Source organism: Acidovorax sp. 100 (genome assembly GCF_003688355.1).
Lineage (GTDB): Bacteria > Pseudomonadota > Gammaproteobacteria > Burkholderiales > Burkholderiaceae_C > Acidovorax > Acidovorax delafieldii.
The window spans coordinates 2,770,291-2,793,040 of the sequence record NZ_REFD01000001.1; the positions used below are offsets into that span (position 1 = coordinate 2,770,291).

Annotated in this window: 23 protein-coding genes and 1 riboswitch; of the genes, 18 read left to right on the plus strand and 5 right to left on the minus strand. The window is 63.6% G+C overall.

The window, feature by feature from the left end:
• The first annotated feature begins 28 nt into the window (after positions 1-28).
• The 5 genes from C8C96_RS12755 (at position 29) to C8C96_RS12775 (ending at position 4,588) form a co-directional block, all read left to right on the plus strand.
• Positions 29-1,249, plus strand: coding sequence for an ABC transporter substrate-binding protein (locus C8C96_RS12755; RefSeq protein ID WP_099730657.1), 1,221 nt, complete (start codon positions 29-31; stop codon positions 1,247-1,249).
• 92 nt (positions 1,250-1,341) lie between these two features.
• The gene (locus C8C96_RS12760; RefSeq protein WP_121942557.1) at positions 1,342-2,217 is read left to right on the plus strand and encodes a branched-chain amino acid ABC transporter permease; all 876 of its coding nucleotides are present in this window, start codon (positions 1,342-1,344) and stop codon (positions 2,215-2,217) included.
• A gap of 12 nt (positions 2,218-2,229) precedes the next feature.
• Positions 2,230-3,111, plus strand: coding sequence for a branched-chain amino acid ABC transporter permease (locus C8C96_RS12765; protein WP_121942558.1), 882 nt, complete (start codon positions 2,230-2,232; stop codon positions 3,109-3,111).
• Positions 3,108-3,878, plus strand: coding sequence for an ABC transporter ATP-binding protein (locus C8C96_RS12770; protein WP_121942559.1), 771 nt, complete (start codon positions 3,108-3,110; stop codon positions 3,876-3,878). The genes C8C96_RS12765 and C8C96_RS12770 overlap by 4 nt, the downstream gene beginning before the upstream one ends.
• Positions 3,875-4,588 carry an ABC transporter ATP-binding protein gene (locus tag C8C96_RS12775; protein ID WP_121942560.1) on the plus strand — a complete coding sequence of 238 codons (714 nt, stop codon included), beginning with the start codon at positions 3,875-3,877 and terminating at the stop codon, positions 4,586-4,588. The genes C8C96_RS12770 and C8C96_RS12775 overlap by 4 nt, the downstream gene beginning before the upstream one ends.
• 122 nt (positions 4,589-4,710) lie before the next feature.
• On the opposite strand, the gene C8C96_RS12780 is transcribed toward C8C96_RS12775, so the two are convergent.
• Positions 4,711-5,154 (minus strand): universal stress protein, encoded by a 444-nt coding sequence (locus tag C8C96_RS12780; RefSeq protein ID WP_056747152.1) that lies wholly within the window; start codon positions 5,152-5,154, stop codon positions 4,711-4,713.
• A 108-nt stretch (positions 5,155-5,262) separates the two neighbouring features.
• Between C8C96_RS12780 and C8C96_RS12785 the strand changes: the two genes are divergently transcribed.
• The 9 genes from C8C96_RS12785 to C8C96_RS12825 all read left to right on the plus strand — a co-directional run bounded on the left by C8C96_RS12785 (position 5,263) and on the right by C8C96_RS12825 (position 13,376).
• On the plus strand, positions 5,263-7,770 hold the full coding sequence (locus tag C8C96_RS12785; RefSeq protein ID WP_233584322.1) for a cation-translocating P-type ATPase: 2,508 nt from the start codon (positions 5,263-5,265) through the stop codon (positions 7,768-7,770).
• Complete coding sequence (gene ccoS / locus C8C96_RS12790; RefSeq protein WP_010460651.1) at positions 7,770-7,907, plus strand: cbb3-type cytochrome oxidase assembly protein CcoS; 138 nt, start codon at positions 7,770-7,772, stop codon at positions 7,905-7,907. Before C8C96_RS12785 ends, ccoS begins: the two co-directional genes overlap by 1 nt.
• A gap of 64 nt (positions 7,908-7,971) precedes the next feature.
• Positions 7,972-9,411 (plus strand): cytochrome-c oxidase, cbb3-type subunit I, encoded by a 1,440-nt coding sequence (gene ccoN / locus C8C96_RS12795; RefSeq protein WP_056747153.1) that lies wholly within the window; start codon positions 7,972-7,974, stop codon positions 9,409-9,411.
• 18 nt (positions 9,412-9,429) lie between these two features.
• Complete coding sequence (gene ccoO / locus C8C96_RS12800; protein ID WP_056747154.1) at positions 9,430-10,062, plus strand: cytochrome-c oxidase, cbb3-type subunit II; 633 nt, start codon at positions 9,430-9,432, stop codon at positions 10,060-10,062.
• A gap of 16 nt (positions 10,063-10,078) precedes the next feature.
• On the plus strand, positions 10,079-10,216 hold the full coding sequence (locus C8C96_RS12805; RefSeq protein ID WP_015014811.1) for a CcoQ/FixQ family Cbb3-type cytochrome c oxidase assembly chaperone: 138 nt from the start codon (positions 10,079-10,081) through the stop codon (positions 10,214-10,216).
• A gap of 24 nt (positions 10,217-10,240) precedes the next feature.
• The gene (ccoP, locus tag C8C96_RS12810; RefSeq protein ID WP_056064389.1) at positions 10,241-11,155 is read left to right on the plus strand and encodes a cytochrome-c oxidase, cbb3-type subunit III; all 915 of its coding nucleotides are present in this window, start codon (positions 10,241-10,243) and stop codon (positions 11,153-11,155) included.
• A gap of 81 nt (positions 11,156-11,236) precedes the next feature.
• Entirely contained in the window at positions 11,237-12,682 is a 1,446-nt protein-coding gene (gene ccoG / locus C8C96_RS12815) for a cytochrome c oxidase accessory protein CcoG (protein WP_121942561.1), read from the plus strand.
• A gap of 64 nt (positions 12,683-12,746) precedes the next feature.
• Complete coding sequence (locus tag C8C96_RS12820; protein ID WP_121942562.1) at positions 12,747-13,025, plus strand: FixH family protein; 279 nt, start codon at positions 12,747-12,749, stop codon at positions 13,023-13,025.
• A gap of 57 nt (positions 13,026-13,082) precedes the next feature.
• The gene (locus C8C96_RS12825; protein WP_121942563.1) at positions 13,083-13,376 is read left to right on the plus strand and encodes a hypothetical protein; all 294 of its coding nucleotides are present in this window, start codon (positions 13,083-13,085) and stop codon (positions 13,374-13,376) included.
• 110 nt (positions 13,377-13,486) lie between these two features.
• Here the strand turns inward: C8C96_RS12825 and fnr are convergent, their stop codons facing one another.
• The gene (gene fnr, locus C8C96_RS12830; RefSeq protein ID WP_015014806.1) at positions 13,487-14,209 is read right to left on the minus strand and encodes a fumarate/nitrate reduction transcriptional regulator Fnr; all 723 of its coding nucleotides are present in this window, start codon (positions 14,207-14,209) and stop codon (positions 13,487-13,489) included.
• Between the two features lie 189 nt (positions 14,210-14,398).
• Here fnr and hemN point away from each other — a divergent pair, with 189 nt between their 5' ends.
• The 4 genes from hemN to C8C96_RS12850 all read left to right on the plus strand — a co-directional run bounded on the left by hemN (position 14,399) and on the right by C8C96_RS12850 (position 20,478).
• Positions 14,399-15,781 carry an oxygen-independent coproporphyrinogen III oxidase gene (gene hemN / locus C8C96_RS12835; protein WP_056064378.1) on the plus strand — a complete coding sequence of 461 codons (1,383 nt, stop codon included), beginning with the start codon at positions 14,399-14,401 and terminating at the stop codon, positions 15,779-15,781.
• A 5-nt stretch (positions 15,782-15,786) separates the two neighbouring features.
• Complete coding sequence (locus C8C96_RS12840; RefSeq protein WP_121942564.1) at positions 15,787-16,512, plus strand: sulfite exporter TauE/SafE family protein; 726 nt, start codon at positions 15,787-15,789, stop codon at positions 16,510-16,512.
• A gap of 202 nt (positions 16,513-16,714) precedes the next feature.
• Positions 16,715-18,037 (plus strand): HD-GYP domain-containing protein, encoded by a 1,323-nt coding sequence (locus tag C8C96_RS12845; RefSeq protein WP_121942565.1) that lies wholly within the window; start codon positions 16,715-16,717, stop codon positions 18,035-18,037.
• Positions 18,034-20,478: an EAL domain-containing protein gene (locus C8C96_RS12850; protein WP_121942566.1), complete on the plus strand. Its 2,445-nt coding sequence runs from the start codon at positions 18,034-18,036 to the stop codon at positions 20,476-20,478. The genes C8C96_RS12845 and C8C96_RS12850 overlap by 4 nt, the downstream gene beginning before the upstream one ends.
• A 68-nt stretch (positions 20,479-20,546) precedes the next feature.
• Here C8C96_RS12850 and C8C96_RS12855 read toward each other — a convergent pair whose 3' ends face one another.
• The 3 genes from C8C96_RS12855 to C8C96_RS12865 form a co-directional block, all read right to left on the minus strand.
• Entirely contained in the window at positions 20,547-21,362 is an 816-nt protein-coding gene (locus C8C96_RS12855) for a sulfite exporter TauE/SafE family protein (RefSeq protein ID WP_121942567.1), read from the minus strand.
• 393 nt (positions 21,363-21,755) lie between these two features.
• Positions 21,756-22,127 carry a cell division protein ZapA gene (locus C8C96_RS12860; protein WP_060987382.1) on the minus strand — a complete coding sequence of 124 codons (372 nt, stop codon included), beginning with the start codon at positions 22,125-22,127 and terminating at the stop codon, positions 21,756-21,758.
• Positions 22,124-22,348 (minus strand): hypothetical protein, encoded by a 225-nt coding sequence (locus C8C96_RS12865; protein ID WP_015014799.1) that lies wholly within the window; start codon positions 22,346-22,348, stop codon positions 22,124-22,126. The genes C8C96_RS12860 and C8C96_RS12865 overlap by 4 nt, the downstream gene beginning before the upstream one ends.
• Before the next feature lie 157 nt (positions 22,349-22,505).
• A riboswitch (cobalamin riboswitch) is annotated at positions 22,506-22,745 on the plus strand.
• Positions 22,746-22,750: the final 5 nt, after the last annotated feature.

A 22,750-nucleotide genomic window follows, 5' to 3' on the forward strand; every position in this document is an offset into this window, starting at 1 on the left:
CCCATCCCACCCCCTACCGGAGATCACCATGCAACGTAGAAATTTCGTCAAGCTCGGCGGCGCCGCAGCGGCTCTGCAGTTCCTTCCCTCCATCGGTTTCAGCCAGCAAGGTGAGGTGTTTCGGATTGGCTCGCTCACGCCCATCACCGGTGCAGGCAGTCCCTACGGCCCGGGCATGCAGCAGGCCATTCGCCTGGCCGTGGATGAGGTCAATGCCGCGGGCGGCGCGGGTGGACGCAAGCTTGAACTCTTCACCGAAGACGACCAGACCAAGCCCGACGCGGCCGTGCTGGCCGCCAAGAAGCTGATCGAAGTGAATAAGGTGCAGGCGGTGCTGGGCACCTGGGCCTCGGGCGTGACGCTGGCAGTGATGCCGCTGACCGACGCGGCAGGCATCATCCAGATGAACGTGTCGGGCGCGCCCGCCATTTCCACGCTGGACACCAAGGACCTGGTGTGGCGCTTTCAGGCCACCAACGACCGCTTTGGCGCGGCCTTTGCCGAGATCTGCACCAAGCGCGGCTTCAAGCGCCCGGCCACCATGGCGTTCAACAACGCATCCGGCCTGGGCAACGTGGAAGGCTTCACCAAGGCCTGGGAGAAACGCGGCGGCAAGGTGGCGGCCCATGTCACCTACGAACCCAGCCGCCCCAGCTACCGCAGCGAGCTGCAGAAGATTCTGGCCGCTAAGCCGGATGTGATCGTGATGGGCTCGTACCTGCCCGACACCACCATCATCCTGCGCGAGTGGTTCCAGTCCGGTGCCGACACCAAGTGGATCATCCCCGGCTGGGCGGCCAACCCCGACCTGGTGAAGGCCCTGGGCGCCGAGGTGTGCGAGGGCATCATCTCGGTGGACACCGTGTCGAACGAAAAGAGCGCTTCGTATGCCCAGTTTGACGCGGCCTTCACCAAGGCCACGGGCAAGGCGGCGTCCACCAACATCTACGCCGCCATGGCGTACGACATGGTGATCTCGCTGGCGCTGGCCATGGAGGCCGCTGGCCCCAAGGCCACGGTAGAGCAGATCAACGCCAAGATGCGCGATGTCTCCAACGCCCCCGGCACGGCCGTGTTCACCTTTGCCGAAGGCAAGGCGCAACTGGCCAAAAAGGCCAAGGTGAACTACGAAGGCGCATCGAGCAAGCTGGACTTTGACAAGGCGGGCGATGTGACGCCGGACTTTGGCGTATTCATCATCGAAAAGGGCCAGCTGGTGCGGCGCGACGTGGTGTCCATCACGATGTGATGGACCGCGCCCGGTGCGCCTGCCAGGTGCAGGCCCCGGGCATTTTTCTGCGGCGCACCGCGCAGATGTGCATGGGATGACGGAATGACGCAATGACCTGGATCGACTTTGTAAACCTGCTGATCAACGGATTGATCGAAGGCCTGGTGGTGGCACTGCCTGCCTTGGCCATGACCCTGGTGATGGGCGTCAACCGCTTTCCCAACGCAGCCACGGGCGACATGCTCACCACGGGCGCCTACGTTGCCGTGGCGGTGCAGCTGTTGGGGGGCTGGCCGCTGTGGGCGGCGGCGCTCATCAGCATGGTGGTCACGGCCGTGGTGTCGGCGGGCTCGTATACGCTGATCTTTCGCAAGCTGGCCGGGCGGCCCATGGTGTCGTCCATGCTCGCAGCCATTGGCCTCGGGTTTTTGCTGCGCAGCCTGATCGGTTTTTTTGCCGGGCATGACCAGCGCACGTTTGACCTGCCCCTGGTGCGCGCCTGGAACTTTGGTGGCATTCGCGTGTTGCCCACCGACCTGGCCATTGCGGCGGTGGCCGCCGTTTGCCTGCTGGTGGTCTTTGTGCTGATCTACCGCACCAGCTTTGGCCGCCAACTGCGCGCCGTGGCCGACAGTGCGGACCTGGCACGCGCCAGCGGCATCCGCGCCAATGGGTTGATGCTGAGCCTTTGGCTGTTGGTGGGCGCGTTGTCATCACTGGGTGGCGTACTGCTGGGCATGAAGGCCGTGGTCAGCCCCGAGATGGGGTGGGAGAGCCTGATCCCCGCGTTTGCGGCCATGGTGCTGGGCGGCATTGGCAGCCCGGTGGGCGCGGTGCTGGGTGCGCTGCTGCTGTGTGTGGCGCAAGAGCTGGCGGTGCCGCTGATGGGGCCGTCGTACAAGCTGGTGCTGTCGTTTGTGGTGTTGGCCCTGGTGCTGCTGGTGCGCCCGGCGGGCATCATGGGCCGCGTGCAGCTGGTGCGGTAAGGAGTTCGACCGATGATTGCTTACCTGTGTGCCATTGGCATCGTTGCGCTGATCTACTGCCTGCTGGCGCTGGGCCTGAACCTGCAGTTCGGCCTGACCCGGCTGGTCAACTTTGGCGTCGTGGCGTTCTTTGCCGTGGGCGCCTACACCTCAGGCCTGCTGGCGCTGCAAGGCGTGCCGCTGGTGCTGTGTTTTGTGGCGGCGGCTGTGCTCTCGGGCTTGCTGGCGCTGCCCATTGGCCTGCTGTCGCTGCGACTGCGCGATGACTACCTGGCCATCGTGACGCTGGGCTTTTCGGAGGCGGTGCGCATCTCCATCCAGCAAGAGAGCTGGCTGACCAAGGGCGTGCAGGGCTTGCCCGGCTTGCCCAAGCTGTTTGCGTCCTGGGGCGGTGGTGTGTCGGACATGGCGATTTTTGCCACGCTGCTGGCGGTGGTTGCTGTGGTGGCCTGGGGCACGGTGCGCCTGGCGGCCAGCCCGTTTGGGCGGCTGCTCAAGGCCATTGGCGACGATGAGCCCGCGTTGTCGGCCCTGGGCAAGGACCCTGCCTGGTTCAAGGTGCAGGTGTTCATGCTGGGGGCGGCGCTGGCGGGTGTGGCGGGTGCGTTCTATGCGCACTTCATCACCTTCATCACGCCAGAGCAGTTCATCCCGCTCATCACGTTTTATGTGTGGATGGGACTGGTGATGGGCGGCTCGGGCACGGTGCGTGGTGCGGTGTTTGGCTCGCTGCTGCTCATGGTGTTTCTGGAGGGCTCGCGCTTTGCCAAGGACTGGGTGCCGGGCGTGTCAGAAGTTGGCATGGCCAGCCTGCGTTTGGCTGCGGTGGGCCTGGCGCTGATTCTGGTCACCCTGTACAAGCCCAACGGCCTGTTTGGAGGCAAAACCCAATGACCGCAACAACGATGCTGAAGGTGGAGGCCGTCACGCGGCAGTTTGGCGGCTTCAAGGCGGTGGACGGTGTGTCGCTGCAACTGGGCACGGGCGAGATTCTGGGCATTGCAGGCACCAACGGTGCGGGCAAAAGCACACTATTTGCGGCCATTGCCGGGCAGCAGCCAGCGGATGCGGGGCAGATCCAGTTTGAAGGGCAGGACATTACCCGTATGCCCCCCTACCGCCGCGCGCGGCTGGGGCTGGTGCGCACGTTCCAGATTCCGCGCGAGTTCAAGAGCCTCACGGTGCACGAGAACCTGATGGCGGCTGCCGCCAACCCGCAAGGGGAGCGGCTGGTGAATGCCTTCTTCCAGACGCGCAGCCTGCGCGAGCACGAGGCGCAGCTGTCTGCCAAGGCGGACCGCATCCTGCAGTTTTTGAACCTGGCACGGGTGCGCGATGTGACGGCTGGGGGCTTGTCGGGCGGGCAGAAGAAGCTGGTGGAGCTGGGCCGGGTGCTGATGCTGGACCCGCGCTGCATCTTGCTGGACGAGCCGTTTGCCGGGGTGAACCCGGTGCTGATCGAAGAGATTTGTGACCGCGTGCGCGAGCTGAACTGGCAGGGCATTGCGTTCATCGTGATCGAGCACCACCTGCAGGCGCTCAAGTCGCTGTCCAACCGCATGATCGTGATGGACCGGGGCTCCATCCTGGCCGAGGGTGACCCGCACACGGTGCTGGACGACCCGCGTGTGCAGGAAGCCTACATGGGAGGGGTGGTATGAGCGGCGCAAACAACTTGCTGCAGATCGCGCAATTGCGCGGCGGGTATTCCGAGGTGGACATCATCCACGGCATTGACCTGGCCGTGGCGCCGGGCGAGATCGTGACCATTGCAGGTACCAACGGTGCGGGCAAATCCACGCTGGTGAAGGCGCTGCTGGGCCTGTTGCCGCGCGTGGCGGGCACCATCCACCTGGGTGGGCGCGACATCACACCCTTGTCGGCCGAAGACCGCTTTGACGCAGGGCTGGCCTACGTGCCGCAGGTGGCCAATGTGTTCCCTTCGCTCACCGTGCGCGAGAACCTGTTGGTGGTGCGCGGCGTGGCAAACATCAAGCGCCGCATGGACGAGGTGCTGGCCGACTTCCCGGCGCTGGTGGAACGGTTGCCTCAGCCCGCCAGCAACCTCTCGGGCGGCGAGCGCCAGCAACTGGCCTTTGCGCGCGCCCTCATGCCATCGCCGCGCATCATGGTGCTGGACGAGCCCACGGCAGCGCTGGCACCGTCACTTGTCGGCAAGGTGTTTGACATGGTGCAAAAGCTGCCCGCCGCAGGCGTGGCGGTGCTGATGGTGGAGCAGCGCGCGCGCCAGGCGCTGCAGATCAGCCAGCAGGGCTACATCCTGGACCAGGGGCGCTGCGTGCTGCAAGGCCCGGCGCAGGGGCTGCTGGCCGATGAGCGCATGGCGCAGCTTTACCTGGGCAACCACTGAGCCACAGGGCACCCAGCCCTCAATGAAGAACACCGAGGAGGCTGCACGCCTGCTCGGTGTTTTGCTATATATTCAATAGCTACTGGCGCATGTTGTACTAGCGCTAGCGGCTGTTTTGATGCTTAGCGAAGCACCAGCACAGGGATGTGCGAATGCGTCAGCACATGCTGCGTTTCGCTGCCCAGCAGCAGGCGCTTGAGGCCCTTGCGGCCGTGCGATGCCATCACGATCAGGTCGCACTTGTGCTTTTTGGCGGCAGCAATCACGGCTTCGGCCACCAGGTCGGACTTGGCGACCACAGCCTTCACGGTCACGCCTTGTGCGCCGCCCTGGGCTTTCACGCCATCGACCATGGCCTGTGCGGCATCGCCCCACTGGGCTTCGATGCGTTTGACGTCGTTCATGTCCACCGGCATGCCGCCTTCAAAGTAGCTGCGGGGGTAGCGGGGCACCACCTTGAGGGCGACCACGGTGGCGCCGGTCAGTGCGGCCAGGGACAGGCCATGTTCCACGGCTTTGTCCGACAGGGGGGATCCGTCTGTGGCGATCAGGATGCGTTTGTACATAAAAGGGCTCCTCAAAGTGATGGAACAAGCTTAGGATGAATCATGTTCCGGGGCTTGATCCAGGTCAATGTAGTTGTCATGCCCCACAGATAGGCTTGAACCATGTCCATGTTTCAACCCGGTGCGCCGGCTTCTTCTGCGGTGCATCCTTCTGACAGCGTGGCAGATCCGTTGCCGCCGCAGCGGGTAGAGCTGCTGGATGACCCCCAGGAATGGCTGGCGTTCGGCCGACCCTGCACCCCTGCCGGTAGCCCCTTGCCGGGTGGCGCCACCGACCCTGCAACGGCTGACGCCGCAGCCACCGCATGGGACTCCCATGTGGTGCTGGAGGGCATGCACTGCGCGGCCTGTGCCCTCATGATCGAAGACGCCCTGCGTGCCGTGCCCGGCGTGTTGCAAGCCGATGTGAGCGCCGCTACGCGCCGGGCCCGCGTGGTGTGGCAGCCTGGCCGGGTATTGCCGTCGCAGTGGATGGATGCCGTGCGCCACGCGGGTTACCGTGCCATGCCCGCCATGGATGCGTTTGCGCGCGACCAGCGCCTGCGCGAGAGCCGCCGTGCGCTGTGGCGCTGGCTGGTGGCGGGCTTTTGCATGATGCAGGTGATGATGTATGCGTGGCCCGCCTACGTGGCACAGCCGGGCGACCTGTCGGGCGAGATGGAGCAGCTGTTGCGCTGGGCCTCCTGGGTCATCACGCTGCCCATGGTGGTGTTTTCCTGCGGTCCATTTTTTACCAGCGCGCTGCGCGACATTTGCCTGCGCCGCGTCAGCATGGACCTGCCCGTGGCGTTGGGCATGGCCATCACGTTCGTGGTCAGCACCGCTGGCACTTTTGACCCTGCAGGTATCTTTGGCAAGGAGGTGTACTACGACTCCTTGACCATGTTCGTGTTCTTCCTGCTCACCGGCCGCTGGCTGGAGCTGCGCCTGCGGGATCGCACGGCGGGTGCGCTGGAGGCCGTGATGAACCGCCTGCCCGACAGTGTGGAGCGGCGCGCGGCGGATGGCAGCTTCACCCGCGTGGCCACGCGGCGCATTGTGGTGGGGGACACCATCCGTGTGCTGCCCGGCGAGGCGTTTCCCGCCGACGGCCGCATCACGGCAGGCAGCACCCACGCCGATGAGGCTCTTCTGACGGGCGAATCCACACCCGTTGCACGCCCTGTCGGCAGCACCGTGACGGCGGGCAGCTACAACCTGCAGGCGCCGGTCGAGGTGCTGGTGGAAGGCACGGGTGGGCAAACCCGCTTTGCGCAGATCGTGGCACTGATGGAGAGCGCATCGCTGCAAAAGCCACGGCTGGCGCAGCTGGCGGACCGCATCGCGCGGCCTTTCCTGGTCGCCGTGTTGCTGGCGGCGGCGCTGGCGGCTGCCTATTGGTGGCCGTCGGACCCCGGGCATGCGCTGATGGTGGCGGTGGCCGTGCTCATCGTCACCTGCCCGTGCGCGTTGTCACTGGCCACCCCGGTGGCCATGCTCACGGCGGCAGGCACGCTGGCGCGCCACGGTGTGCTGGTGCGCAATCTGCAGGGGCTGGAGGCGCTGGCCCAGGTAGATACCATGGTGTTTGACAAGACCGGTACGCTGACCCGCGACGGCATGGCGCTGCAAGCGGTGCATCCTGCGGGCGGTTGCAGCGCAGAAGAGGCGCTGGACTTGGCCGCAGCGCTCGCGCGCCAGTCCATGCACCCGGCTTCGCGGGCCTTGGCTGCGGCGGCTTCTGCACAGCAGCTGCCGTTGGGGCGTTGGCAGGTGACGGGTCTGCAAGAGGATGCAGGGCAGGGGCTGACTGCTACCGTGGAGGACACCACCGGGGCAGCAATTGCTCGCACGATCCGCCTGGGCTCTGCCCGCCATGCGGGCGTTGCCAACGATACCGGCGGTGCTGCGCTGCAGGTCGTGCTCTCTGAGCAATCGGCAGATGGAGTCTTGCGCGAACTGGCCCGCTTTGATCTGGTGGAAGACCTGCGGGCCGAGGCTTCGGCCGTGGTGCACGCCTTGCAGCAGGACGGTGTGGCCGTGCAATTGCTGTCGGGTGACCGCCGGGGTGCGGTGCAGCGGGTGGCCACGCAGGCGGGCATTGCCCAGGCCCAGGGCGAGTGCACTCCGCAGGGCAAGCTGGCCGCGCTGCAGGCACTGCAGTCGCAAGGACACCACGTGGCCATGGTGGGCGATGGCCTCAATGACGGCCCGGTGCTTGCGGGGGCCCATGTCTCTTTTGCCTTCGGCCGCGCAGTGCCACTGGCGCAGTCCCGGGCGGACTTTGTGGTGCTGGGCGACAGCCTGGTACTGGTGCCGCAGACGGTGCTGCTGGCACGCCGCACCCTGCGCGTGGTGCGCCAGAACCTGTGGTGGGCTGCGGCCTACAACGCGCTGTGTGTGCCGCTGGCGGTGCTGGGCTGGATGCCCGCCTGGCTGGCCGGGCTGGGCATGGCGCTGAGTTCGCTGCTGGTGGTGCTCAACGCAGCGCGCCTGGCGCGCGACCTGCCTTCCTTGCATGGCTCGCACAGTGCGCCATTGCCCACGGTGGCGTTGCCTGCACGACCCGACCCCCTGGCTGGCAGCGCGCCGCAGCCGCCCCTTGATCTTTCCAAGAACCCGCTGGAGCTTGTCTGATGGACATCCTTTATTTGCTGATTCCTCTGTCCGTGATGCTGGTGCTCCTGATTCTGGGAGGCCTGTGGTGGGCCGTGTACCACGGCCAGTTCGAGAGCGTCGAACAAGAGGGGGAGCGCATTCTCCGAGACGGTTGACTTGTGTCAATGCCCGATAGCCGCGACTGCAACAAACTCTTACTGCAATACAAAGAGGTGCCCGATGGATTTTCCAAAAACAAATGCTGCGCACTACAACGATACGGTAGTGCGGCAGTTCTCTATCCTGGCCGTGGTGGTGGGGGTGGTCGGCATGCTGGTGGGCGTCATCATCGCCGCCCAGTTGGCCTGGCCAGAACTCAACTTTGGCATTCCGTGGCTGAGTTATGGCCGCTTGCGACCTTTGCACACCAATGCGGTGATCTTTGGTTTTGGCGGTAGCGCGCTGTTTGCTACCAGCTACTACGTGGTGCAGCGCACCTGCCAGGTCCGGCTTTTTGCCGGTCCACTGGCCGCATTCACCTTCTGGGGCTGGGTGCTGGTCATTGCGGCAGCGGTCGTCAGCCTGCCCATGGGTTACACCCAAGGCAAGGAATACGCTGAACTTGAATGGCCTATTGACATCCTGATCACGCTGGTCTGGGTGTCCTATGCCATCGTGTTCTTCGGAACCATTGGCACCCGCAAGGTCAAGCACATCTATGTGGCCAACTGGTTCTTTGGTGCCTTCATCCTGGCCGTGGCTCTGCTGCACCTGGTGAACAGCGCAGCCATCCCTGCGGGCATGATGAAGAGCTACTCGGCCTATGCCGGTGTGCAGGACGCCATGGTGCAATGGTGGTACGGCCACAATGCAGTGGGCTTCTTTCTGACCGCTGGCTTCCTGGGCATGATGTACTACTTCATCCCCAAGCAGGCGGGCCGTCCGGTGTACAGCTACCGCCTGTCGATCGTCCACTTCTGGGCGCTGATTTTCACGTACATGTGGGCCGGCCCACACCACCTGCACTACACCGCGCTGCCTGACTGGACGCAATCGGTGGGCATGGTGTTCTCGCTCATCCTGCTGGCCCCCAGCTGGGGCGGCATGATCAACGGCATCATGACCCTGTCGGGCGCATGGCACAAGCTGCGTGACGACCCCATCCTGCGCTTCCTGATCGTGTCGCTGTCGTTCTACGGCATGTCCACGTTCGAAGGCCCGATGATGTCCATCAAGACCGTCAATGCCCTGAGCCACTACACCGACTGGACCATTGGCCACGTGCACTCCGGCGCCCTGGGCTGGGTGGGTCTGATCTCGATGGGTTCGCTGTACTACCTGGTGCCACGCCTGTTCGGCAAGGACAAGATGCACTCTGTCAAAGCGATCGAGCTGCACTTCTGGATGGCCACCATCGGCATCGTGCTGTACATCGCAGCGATGTGGATTGCCGGCGTGATGCAGGGCCTGATGTGGCGCGCGGTCAACCCCGACGGCACCCTGACCTACACCTTCGTGGAAAGCGTGAAGGCCACCTATCCCTTCTATGTGATCCGTGTGGCGGGTGGCTTGCTGTACCTGGGCGGCATGCTGGTCATGGCCTGGAACGTGTGGCTGACTGCCATCTCGGGCCGTTCGGTCAAGGTGGCCATTCCTGCTGTGAACGCGGCCCACGCTTGAGTCCGAAGGAGATCATTCATGTCCAACAACAACACATCTGCTTCGACCGGTTTCTCCCATGAAAAGGTGGAGACCAATAACTTTCTGATGATCGTGCTCATCCTGATCGTGATCGCCATTGGCGGTCTGGTCGAGATCGTGCCCCTGTTCTTCCAGAAGTCCACGACCGAGGCGGTCAAGGGCGTGGAGCCCTACAACGCCCTGCAGCTGGCGGGCCGCGACATCTACATCCGCGAGGGTTGCTACAACTGCCATTCGCAGATGATCCGCCCCTTCCGCGCCGAGACGCTGCGCTACGGCCACTACTCGGTGGCGGGTGAGTTTGTGTATGACCATCCCTTCCAGTGGGGCAGCAAGCGCACGGGTCCTGACCTGCACCGCGTGGGTGGCAAGTACAGCGACGAATGGCATCGCATCCACCTGAACAACCCCCGCGATGTGGTGCCCGAGTCCAACATGCCCGCGTACCCCTGGCTTGAAAAGAACCAGGTGGACCCCGCAGTGATGGCGCCCCGCATGAAGGCCCTGCGCACCGTGGGCGTGCCTTACACCGACGAGCAGATCACCGCTGCGGCGGGCGAGGTCAAGGGCAAGACGGAGCAGGACGCGCTCATCGCCTACCTGCAAGTCATGGGCCGTGCGCTCAAGTAAGCAAAGGAGATATCCCATGGACATCACCACCATGCGCATCGTCGCCACCCTGGCATCGATGGCCTGCTTCATTGGCATCTGGGTCTGGGCCTACCGAGGCCGCAACAAGGCCCGGTTCGACGAGGCAGCCCAGCTGCCTTTCGAGACAGATTGACCTTCACCAGAACGAGAACACCCCATGAGTGACTTCACCAGCAATTTCTGGTCGGTCTTTGTGACCACGCTGACCCTGGTCGGCATCATCGCCTGCGGCATCCTGCTTTGGATGGCAGGCCGCAAGAAGGTGGTTGCCACCTCCGACAACACCACCGGCCACGTCTGGGACGAGGATCTGGTCGAAATGAACAACCCCCTGCCGCGCTGGTGGGTGTGGCTGTTCGTCATCACCATCGTCTTTGGCCTGGGCTACCTGGCTGCCTACCCAGGTCTTGGCAGCTTTACCGGCAAGCTCAACTGGACGCAAAAGGGGGAGTACGAAGCCGAAATGGCCAAGGCCAAGACGGAGCTGGAGCCCCTGTATGCCCGCTTTGTATCCATGAAGCCCGAAGACGTGGCCAAGGACCCGCAGGCCCATGCCATTGGCGAGCGCTTGTTCATGAACAACTGTGCGCAGTGCCACGGCTCGGATGCACGCGGCAGCAAGGGCTTCCCGAACCTGACGGACAACGACTGGCTGCATGGCGGCACACCCGAAAAGATCCGCGAGACGCTGGAGAAGGGCCGCATCGGCAACATGCCTCCCATGGCAGCGGCCGTGGGCACCCCAGAAGACGTGCGCAACCTGTCGCATTACGTGTTGAGCCTGTCGGGCAGCCCGCACGACTCGCTGCGTGCATCGCTGGGCAAGTCCAAATTTGCGGCTTGCGCGGCCTGCCACGGCATGGATGGCAAGGGCAACCAGGCACTGGGTGCACCCAATCTGACCGACGACATCTGGCTGCATGGCTGGGGCGAGGCTGCCATCACGGCCATGATCAACAACGGAAAGGTCAACCAGATGCCTGCACAGGCCGAGAAGTTGACCGAGGCGCAGATCGGCGTACTCTCTGCCTATGTGTGGGGCCTGTCGAACAAGCAGGTGGCTGCACGTTGATATGTCCACCGGGCGGTGCTTGAGGCACTGCCCGGGTTTTCTTTTCAGAGTAAACCTGTCCTCCGTTCATAAAGCGACACCATGAGCACACCCAGCGAGCCTGCTCGCAAGGTCATCCCGATTACGCCAGTCGCCGCCGATGCGTCCTCTGCGGGCGAGATCATCTCGCTGTACGAAGCGCAAAAGAAGATCTACCCGCGCTCGATCAGCGGATTGTTTGCGCGCTGGCGTTGGGGCATGGTGCTGCTGACGCAGCTGGTGTTTTACGGGCTGCCGTGGTTTGAATGGGGCCAGCGCCAGATGGTGCTGTTTGATCTGGGAGCTCGCAGGTTCTACATCTTTGGCCTGGTGCTCTATCCGCAGGATTTCATCTATCTCACCGGTCTTCTGATCATTTCGGCGCTGTCGCTGTTCCTTTTCACCGCCGTGGCAGGGCGCCTGTGGTGTGGCTTTGCCTGTCCGCAGACGGTGTACACCGAAATGTTCATGTGGATCGAGCACAAGATCGAAGGCGATCGCAGTGCCCGCCTCCGTCTGGACAACGGTCCCTGGACGTTCGAGAAGATCCGCAAAAAGTTTCTCAAGCAGGTGGTGTGGATCGCCTTGGCCCTGTGGACTGGGTTCACTTTCGTAGGGTACTTCGTGCCCATCCGCGAACTGGGCAGCGAGCTGCTGGCGTTTGAAGGCGGCTGGCAGATTTTCTGGGTGCTGTTCTACGGTTTTGCCACCTACGGCAACGCAGGCTTCATGCGCGAGCAGGTCTGCAAGTACATGTGCCCCTATGCGCGCTTTCAGAGCGCAATGTTTGATAAAGACACGCTCATCGTCACCTACGACCCTGAGCGTGGCGAGCAGCGCGGCCCGCGCAAGAAGAACATTGACTACAAGGCCCAGGGACTTGGCGACTGCATTGACTGCTCGCTGTGTGTGCAGGTCTGTCCGGTGGGCATCGATATCCGCAAGGGCTTGCAATATGAGTGCATTGGTTGCGGGTTGTGTGTGGACGCCTGCAATACGGTGATGGACAAGATGCAGTACCCGCGTGGCCTGATCCGCTATTCCACCCAGAACGGTGTGGCCAAGCGCTGGACGCAGTCCCAGATGCTGCGTCGCGTGTTGCGTCCCCGTGTGCTGATCTACACCGCCGTGCTGGTAGCACTGTGCGTTGCCATGCTGGCCAGCCTGGTGGTGCGCACGCCGCTGAAGGTGGATGTCGTGCGTGACCGGGCCGCGCTCTCGCGCATTGTGGCGGGGGGCAAACTGGAGAATATTTACCGGTTGCAGATCATGAATGCCACGGAGGGCGAACAGCGCTACCGCATCAGTGCGCGTGGACTGGAGGGGCTGGAGGTGGCCTCCGAGGCCGAAGTGGATATTGGCGCAGCAGAGTCGCGCTGGGTGGCCGTGCGTTTGCAGATTCCGTACGGTTCCGCCACGTCGGGCTCGCATGCGGTTCAGTTTGACGTGCAGGCCGTAGGGGCAGCTGCCCACGTGACGGAAAAATCCGTGTTTCTTGTGCCGCGTTGAGCGGCATCCCGGTGGGGCCTTTCAGGGCCGCACTTTGACCGATATTGTTGAGGAGTAGAGCACCATGTCTTCAAACCCTGCCATCGCGACACCGGCAGTTCCCGTGCCCTGGTGGAGGTTCGGCCATGTGTGGCTGGTGATTGCCGGGCCTGCCATCGTGATCGTGGCTGGCTTTGTGACGCTGTGGCTGGCGATTTCTCGGCCTGACCCGGTGGTGGCCGAGGATTACTACCGCCAGGGCATTGAGATCAACAAGACCTTGGTGGCGCCGGAGAAAAGCCTGGCACCGGCACTCAAGGCCCGCAACCATGCGGCCACCCCCGTGCAAGACCAACCACGCTGACAACCCGCCGGTCGCTGCCCCCAGCGACCCCAGGCAGCACCAGGAGACAGAACCGATATGTGGACGCAACGCCTGATGTGGATTGCATGGCCCGCCTTCTTGATGGCGGGCGTGCTGGAGATGCTGGTTTTTGCCATGGTGGACCCCCAGGACCTGCACTGGTTCGGCCAGCCCCTGGCGCTGTCACGGCAAGGGGTGTACACCCTCGCATTTTTTGTGTTTTGGGCCATCACCATGACCACGAGCGCATTGACGACACTGCTGTCCATGTCTCCGTTCGAGGTCAACCGGTGCCCGGTGCCCGATGGGGAGCGCCCCGACGATTGCCGCAAGACATCGTCCTGCCCCTGAGTCCTTTTCGCCTGCTTGCCTGGGCATGCAATGCATGCCGTTTCGCAAGAGATGGTTGTACTTTGTGCGGAACCGACTCTCTGCGTGGAAGTGGCTCAGTGTCAGTGTCGTCAGTGGCAGGTCTGCTGGCTGTTCACAATGCGTCGCAGGGCATCGGTGTCGAGAATGCGCACATGGCGCTGTTTGACTTCCACGATCCCTTCTTCCACAAACTTGGAGAAGGTCCGGCTGACCGTTTCGAGTTTGAGACCGAGGTAGCTGCCGATTTCTTCGCGCGTCATGCGCAACACCAGTTCCGACTGCGAGAAGCCCCGTGCATGCAGGCGCTGCACCAGGTTCAGCAAAAAGGCGGCCAGGCGTTCCTCGGCACGCATGCTGCCCAGCAGCAACATCACGCCGTGCTCGCGCACGATCTCGCGACTCATGATTTTGTGCACGTGGTGCTGCAGGGCTGTGACTTCGCGTGACAGCTCTTCAATGCGGTCGAAGGGCATGACACACACTTCGGCGTCTTCAAGTGCCACCGCATCACAGGTATGGTGGTCATTGACGATGCCGTCGAGCCCGATGATCTCGCCCGCCATCTGAAAGCCCGTGACCTGGTCGCGACCGTCTTCTGTGGCCACGCAGGTCTTGAAGAACCCGGTGCGGATGGCATACAGGGACGTGAATGACTCGCCATTGCGAAACAGCGTGCCTCCGCGTTTGACTTTGCGACGGACGGCAACCACCTCGTCAATGCGCTGGAGCTGCTCTTCATTCAAGCCCACGGGCATGCAAAGCTCGCGGAGGTTGCAGTTGGAGCAGGCGACTTTGATGGTGAGCGGGTTCATAGGCACATGGACTTGGGTTGTTGGTCGAGCATATCGTGCTTGCAGTACACGAACCTGAATACAGGGCGCGGGCGAGCGGCTGACCTTCATCAAATTGTCGCCGTATCGCTTGTTGGTTCACTTGATACAGGTCAAGGACATGTCCGGGAGCCTACGGCACAGTCAAGGTGTACGCAAGGAAATTTCCCCATGACTGCTGTTTCGCCAGATCTTCTGCGCCGCTTTGACGTGCCAGGGCCCCGTTATACGTCCTATCCAACGGCCGACCGATTTGTGGAGGCCTTCGGTCAGGAAGATTATGTGCTGGCGCTGCAACAGCGCCGTTCGGGCACGCTGGCCAAGGCCATGCCGCTGTCCCTGTACGTGCACATCCCGTTTTGCGAATCCCTGTGCTACTACTGCGCCTGCAACAAGATCATCACCAAACACCATGACCGCGCCGAGGTCTACTTGCGCTACCTGAGCCGCGAGATCGACCTGCACACCGCGCACTGTGGCGTAGGACAGGTGGTGAGTCAATTGCACCTGGGCGGTGGCACGCCCACCTTCCTCTCAGATGCGGGCTTGCGGGAGCTGATGGCCATGCTCAAGCGCAGCTTCACGCTGGCGCCCGGGGGCGAATACTCGATCGAAGTGGATCCGCGCACGGTCAACTCCGAGCGTCTGGCGCTCCTGGCTGAATTGGGTTTTAACCGCCTGAGTTTTGGCGTGCAGGACTTTGATGCCGAAGTGCAAAAGGCCGTGCACCGCATTCAGCCTGCGGAGCAGGTTTTTGCGCTGGTGGAGTCCGCCCGCTCGCTGGGCTTTGATTCGGTGAACGTGGACCTGATCTACGGCCTGCCGCGCCAGACGCCAGAGTCTTTTGACCGCACGCTGGCGCAGGTGGCGCAGCTGCGGCCTGACCGCATTGCGTTGTATGCCTATGCACACTTGCCGGAGCGTTTCAAGCCACAGCGTCGCATCATCTCCGCCGAATTGCCCACGGGCGCGAGCAAGCTGTCCATGCTCTCGCGCTCACTCGATGCGTTCATGGACGCTGGGTATGTCTATGTGGGTATGGACCACTTTGCTCTGCCTACCGACGCACTGGCTGTGGCCAAGCGCCAGGGACGCTTGCACCGCAACTTCCAGGGCTACAGCACGCAGCCAGACTGCGACCTGATTGGGCTGGGCGTATCGGCCATCGGCCGGGTAGGGGCGACTTACAGCCAGAACTCCAAGACGCTGGACGAGTACTACGACTTCCTGGACCAGGGGCGGCTGCCTGTGGTCCGCGGGCTGGCCCTGACCCGCGACGACCTGGTGCGCCGCGCGGCCATCATGGCCCTGATGTGCCAGGGCGAGCTGCTGTTCGAGCCGATGGAGCAGGCGTGGTTGATCGATTTCCGCCAGTACTTCGCAGCGGAGTTGGCGCAGCTGGAGGGTATGCAGGAGCAGGGGTTGGTACGGGTGGGTCCGGAGGGCATTGAAGTGACCGCCACCGGGTGGTTCTTCGTGCGCGGTATCGCCATGGTTTTTGACCGTTATCTGCAGGCGGACCGCAACCGCGCCCGGTTTTCGCGCATCATCTGACACCTATGCTTGCTACTGTTGGCTGGACTGCTTTGTTCATGGGACTCGCTGGCGGGTCCCATTGCTTGGCCATGTGTTCCGCGCCGTGCGGAGCATTGGTGCGGCAGGGCGGCGCACCACAGGCGGACGGTGGTGCTGAGCAGGAGGTGCGCTGGGCGCCGCGTGGCGGTGCGCTGCAGCGCACCATGGCCTTTCACGCAGGGCGCCTGGTTGGGTATGCCAGCGCAGGTGCACTGGCGGCCTTGGCCATGGACAGTCTGGCATGGCTGACCCAGCAGACCAGCGCGCTGCGCCCCGCCTGGACACTCATGCATGTGGCGGTGATGGCCTGGGGGCTCATGATGATGGTGCAGTCGCGGCAGCCTGCTTGGGTGGACCAGGCGGGCCGTTCCGTGTGGGCGCGTGTTCGTCCGCTGGTCGGGGCTCCGGGCGGAGTGATGGCGGCCGGGGTCCTGTGGGCCCTGATGCCTTGTGGACTGCTCTATTCGGCCCTGTTGGTCGCGGCGCTCAGCGGGGGGGCGCTGGAGGGGGCCCTCACCATGGCGCTGTTTGCCGTGGGCAGCGGGGTGTGGCTGGTGGGCGGCCCCTGGGCTTGGAGCAGCCTTCGCAACCGCCTGAATCTCGCGCGGGCGCAGTGGGGCACGAGGGCCGCAGGCGCCATGCTGTGCGCGGTAGCTGCCTGGGCGCTGTGGATGGATCTCATTTACAAGCCGTCGCTCTGGTGCCGCTGAGCGCGCGGCGCTGATCCGTCCACATCACCCCAGTCGCCCCGTGGCTGGAAGGTGGGCGATGCCTTTGTCGCGGGGACTGGGACGGTCCAGCCAGGCCGCTTTCAGTCAAGTGTTGCCGGATCGCTGCGCGGCCTGTCGGTTCTTCGCCACGTCACTGGAACTGGTGATAATCTGCGTAACTATTGGTGGCATTGATGTCGCCATGTATCGTGCGCCTGACGTGAACTCATCCATCCTCATCGACATCAGCCAACTGCGTGTCGGCATGTACATCCAGCTCGACGTGGGCTGGATGCATCATCCGTTCCCGACCAGCAGTTTTCGGGTGGCGTCGTCGGATCAGATCACCACCTTGCGTGAGCTGGGACTGACCGAGGTGCGTTACGTCCCCAAGAAGAGCGATCCTGAACTCCAGGAGCTGGTGCCGGCCGCCTGGAGCGTGCCTGAAATGACAGTGCCGCCGCCCAACGGCCTGGATGCGCCCGGGCCTGGCACGACCACTGTCGCGGACCCCGAGGCACAGCGTCGCCGTGAGCTGCTGGAGGCGCAAAACCGGGCCTTGGCCGCCTGCAACCAGCGTTTCTCGGAAGCCACGCGGCAGTACCAGTCCATGGAGCGCACGGTGTCAGAGCACCCGGACCAGGCCAGGGCCAAGGGGGAGGCGCTGGTCTCTGGATGCGTGACCGAACTGCTGGAAAACGGCGACTCCGTCATCCGGCTGCTATCCGAGGGCGTGGGCGAGCGCAACGGGTTGCATCCGATCAATGTGATGGTGATTTCGCTGCTGCTGGGGCGGTCCCTGGGCATGAAAAGCGAGGAGCTGCACGATCTGGGTGTTGCCGCATTGATCCATGACATCGGCAAGCTCAAGCTGCCGCCCAATCTGCGTCAGCCTACGCCCTCCATGATCCCCATGGAGCGCACGCGCTACGAGACCCACGTGGTGGAATCCGTGGCCTTGGCCAAACGTATGGGGTTTGCCGATGCGGTACTGACTGCAGTGGCCCGGCACCACGAGATGTGTGACGGCAGCGGGTTTCCCCAGCGCTTGAAGGGGCCTGACCTGGGGCGCATGAGCCAGGTCCTGGCCCTGGTCAATCAATACGACCGGATGTGCAACCCGGCCATGGGTGTGACGGCGCTGACCCCGCATGAGGCGCTATCCGTCATCTTTGCCCAGCTCAAGGCGCGGTTTGATTCCGTGGTCCTGGGGGCTTTCATTCGCATGATGGGGGTGTACCCGCCTGGCTCCATCGTGCAGTTGGTCAACGACCGGTATGCCATCGTGGCATCGGTCAACTCGTCGCGGCCCCTGCGGCCCAAGGTCATCGTGCACGACCCGCGCGTACCGAAGGATGAAGCGCCGATACTGGATCTGGAAACCGTACCTGAACTGGGCATACGGCGCAGCCTCAAGCCCGCGCAGCTCCCGCGTGACGCGCTGGACTACCTGTCGCCTCGACAGCGGATCTGTTATTTTTTTGAGCGAGCGGTCAGTCCCGGCCCTGACGAGGCCTCGGCGTGAACGACTTGCAATCGCTCGGATGGCTGGATGGCCTGCAGGAGGCCGTGTGGCTGCTGGATGAGACAAACCAGCACATTCTGCAAGCCAACGCAGGCGCCGAGCGTCTGACAGGGCTGTCTGCCGCCGACATGCAGGGGCGGTCTGTGTTGGATCTCGCCAGCACGCCCCAGGAGCTGGCGTTCTGGTCCGAGCCGGCCGATGTGATTGCCCGAGGCGTTCCCGCCCACACCAGTTTGCTGCGTGCCGATGGCAGTCTGGTACCGGTGCAGCGTTGCGTCCGGCGAGTGCCATGGGGGGAGGGTGGTAGCACGGTGCTGCTGCTGACCATGCTGGACCGCAGCCGCCAGGAGACCACCGAGCGCGAGTTGGAGACATTGCTTTCTGAGTTGCGTGCCACGCTGGATTCCGCTGCCGACGGCATGCTGGTGTGTGGACTGGACCGCGGTGTGCGGGCATTCAACCAGCGCCTGGCGCAGCTGTGGAACCTGCCGCGCCAGCTGCTCGTAGAGCGTGACGATGCTGCGGTATACGCCTTCATGGCGGACCAGGTCGCAGACGCCCGTTTGTATGCCGAACGCTTGGCAGCCATCGACCGCGAGCCGACGCAAGAGAGCACCGACATCGTCGAGTTGCGCAATGGTGTGGTGCTGGAGATGCGCACGGTGCCGCAGTTCAGCCAGGGCCGTGCGGTGGGCCGGGTGTATTCGTTCCGGGACATCACCCGCCAGACGGAGATCCAGGCCAGCCTTCGCCTGGCCGCGCGCGTGTTCGAGTCCAGTCTGGATGCGATCTTCATCGCAGACAGCCAGCACCGCATCATGCGCATGAACCCGGGGTGTGAGCGGCTCGTGGGGCCCACGGCCAAGGGTTTTGAAGGCTGTGTGGCGGCCTCGCTCTTTGGCGGTGGCTCGGATGCCTCGTTCATGGAGCAGGTCCTGCAGGGCTGGGCGCAGGATGGCTTCTGGGAAGGCGAGTTGTGGCTGCCCCGTGACAACGGCGCGTATTGTGCTGTCCAGTTGTCCTGGGTGGCCCTGCGGGATGATGAAGGGCGGCTGGTGCAAAGCATTGGCTTTATGCGCGACCTCACACTGCAGCACGCCGCACAAAAGCGAATCGAAGAGCTGGCCTACAGCGATGCCCTCACCGGTCTGCCCAACCGCCTGCTGCTGTCTCAGCGCGTGGATACCGCCATTCAGGGAGCACGCCAGAGCGATACCGGCTTTGCGATCCTGTTTTTGGACATGGACCGATTCAAGATCATCAATGACTCCCTGGGGCACCCCTTTGGGGACCGGGTGCTGCAATTGGTGGCCGAGCGTCTGCAGACCTGTTTGCGGCAAACCGACATGCTGTGCCGCCTGGGGGGGGATGAATTTGTCATCTACCTGCACGGTGGCGACGCATCCGTTGCGGAGAGCGTGGCGCGCCGGATTCTGGACGACATGCTCAAGCCCTTCATGCTCGACAGCATGGGCTTTTCGATCCAGTGCAGCATCGGTATTGCGCTGTACCCGCAAGATGGCGCTACGCTGGACGACCTCATCAAGCAGTCCGACACCGCGATGTACCGCGTCAAGGAGCGGGGGCGCGGCAGTTATGGCTTCTACCAGCCGCAGATGAACGCCAACCTGCTCGCGCGCATGCAGATGGAACATGCGATGCGCCAGGCGCTGGGTCTGCAGCGCATGGCTGTGCACTACCAGCCTCAGGTCAATATGGCGACCGGGCGCATCACCGGCGCCGAGGCGCTGTTGCGCTGGACGGATGCAGAGTTCGGCGCCGTCTCGCCTGCCGTGTTCATTCCCTTGGCCGAAGAATCAGGTTACATCGTGACGCTGGGCGCCTGGGTGATGGAGCAAGCGGTGCGCGAGGCCGCCCTGTGGATGCACAGCGGCACGCCCATCATGATTTCCGTGAACGTGTCTGCGCTGGAGTTTCGCCAGCCCGATTTTGTGGATCGCATCACGCGCCTGCTGGCGGTGCATCAGCTGCCACCGACGTTGCTGGAGCTGGAACTGACAGAAACCATCCTGCTGCAGGACGCACAGGAGATGGAGCAGCGCCTGCGCGTGCTGGCCGACCTGGGCATTGGCCTGGCGATCGACGATTTCGGCACCGGCTATTCGAGCCTGGCCTATCTCAAGAAACTACCCATTCACAAGCTGAAGATCGACCAGTCCTTTGTGCGCGGCCTGCCCGACGACGATGGCGACCGTGCGATTGTCAGCGCCATCATCAGCATGGGTCGCGCCATGCACATCGAAGTGGTGGCCGAAGGGGTGGAGACTGAAACCCAGCAGGCGGTGCTGCAGCAAATGCAGTGCGAGCACTACCAGGGCTTTTTGTGTGCACCGGGGCTGCCGGCAGACCAGTTCCGCGCTATGCTGAGCCAACCCCTGCCGCTGAAGGCGCAGGGGCGTCACCGACCGCTGAGCACCTGAAGCTCCAGCGCTCAGCGACCGGAGGCTGCGGCTCGGCAGATGGCCGAGAGTCCGCCTCTGTGTCGGCCTTATACGGCCGAAACGCCCTTCCAAAGCATGTAGGCCGCCAGGCCAAACAGCAACGAGGCAAACACGCGCTTGAGCTGCTTGACGGGAAGATTGTGCGCCGCCTTGGCTCCCAGCGGGGCCGTCAGCACGCTGCAGCTGGCAATCACCCCCAGTGCCGGCAGCCAGATATAGCCCAGCGATGCCGGTGGCAAGCCGCTCACGTTCTGTCCGCCAATGGCGTAGCCGATCACGTTGGCCAGCGCGATGGGAAAACCCAGCGCGGCGCTGGTGGCTACCGCGTTGTGGATGGGCACATTGCACCAGGTCATGAAGGGCACGCTGACAAACCCGCCACCCGCGCCGACCAGACCCGACAGAAAGCCGATCACGCCGCCTGCCGCCACCTGGCCTGCGCCACCCGGCATCTGGCGCGTGGGCGCGGGCTTCTTGTCCAGAAACATCTGCGTGGCAGAAAAGCTCACAAACAGCGCGAAGAAAATCGCCAAAAACGAGCCCTTCAGCAGTGCAAACACACCCAGGCTGGCGACGAAACCCCCCAGCACAATGCCGGGCGCCAGGCGCTGGACGATGTCCCACCGCACGGCGCCGCGCCGGTGATGGGCACGCACGCTGGAGATGGAGGTGAACATGATGGTGGCCATGGAGGTGGCAATCGCCATCTTCACCGCCAAGTCAGGCGCCACCTGACGAGCGCCCAGGATGTAGGTCAGGAACGGCACCAGCAGCATGCCGCCTCCAATGCCCAAGAGCCCCGCCAGAAAACCTGTGGCCAGGCCGAGCACACCGAGTTCAACAATCAGCAAGGGATCGAGCATGGCGGGATATCAGGCAACAAAGGACAACAAAGCACGCGGAGAGCCGCGAAAAATGCCCTGTCACGGACGCAGCAACAAGTGCTTGCAATGACAGGGCATGGGGAAGAGGGTGTCTGCGAATACCACCGAACTCTCATCCTGAACCGGGGGTTCAGGTGGGCGAGGGCAGCCTGGCGTTGGGTTCATCTGACGCGAGATGATCACGCTCACCGGACGATGTACCAAGCCCGAGCTCAATGAGCATTGGTTCAAGGAAATATAAAGCCCGACAGCTTCGCAGACACGCCAATTGTAGGTGCTGCCAGCGGGCGCTGCGCGCTCGGGGTGATGTAAAGCCCGCAAGCGGCTGTGACGGACGGGCAAGAGGAGCGGTGTGCCTCAGCACACCAAGGACTAGAGAAGGCGTCCGTCGTCGCCCAGAGCGTCGTCCAGACGCTGTACCAGGCTTTGTAGGCGCTGCTGGTCGGTATCCGGCAGCAGGCTTTCCTGGTGCCCCACCACGGGAGCGCTGGCACTGCCAGATGGACTTGCCACGGGCTGTGCTGCAGCCGCAAGGTCTGCGGCTTCGCGGTCGGCGATCTCGAAGGCCAGGTTCAGCGCGGCCAGTACGGCGATACGTTCCCGCGCCCGGACCTTGCCCGCATCGCGGATGCGCGTCATCGCGGTGTCCACGCGCTCCACGGCGTCCAGCAGGCGGCTTTCGTGGCCCTCGGGGCAGGTCAGCAGATAGCTTTGCTGCAGGATCTGCACCTCGATTTGCTTCATTCGGCTTCTTTCGTGAGCGGCGCGGCGGCGGGCAGGCGTTCGAGCAGCGCATCCACCCGGGCGCGTGCTGCGCTCAAGCGGGATTTGAGCGAGTCGCGCTCCTGCGTCAGTGCCGCAACTTGATCAGCCAGCAGGGCATTGGTGCGCTGCAACTCCGCATGTCGCAGCAGCAGGCGCTCCACGCGCTCGGCGATCTGGTCGGTGGGGGACGGTATTGCCATACAGCCTTGGATTGTAGGCGGTGTGACACCGAGCGGTCCCTGGCCCCAAGCTGCAGTGGTGTGCAATGCGCAACAGATACAAGTGCATTGTCGGCCGCGTGGGTGCCATGCGGAGTTGCCCGATTGATCTGGCGCTCTGGGAGCAGCTTGTAAACGGTCGTAAAATCCCGACGTTGGTGCTCGCGGTGTGGTTCACATGCCGCAGTTCAACGGGAAGCAGGGAGGCGCCGTACCACCGGTACCCGCCCAGCCTGCGCTGCCCCCGCAACGGTCAGCGGACGAATCACCCGATTCTCTCTCCATCCATAAGCCACTGGGCGCCTTGAACAAGCGCCTGGGAAGGCATTGGGGGGGTGTTCCGCCAGCCCGGATACCGGCCAACACGGTGGCTGCGTGCGCCCT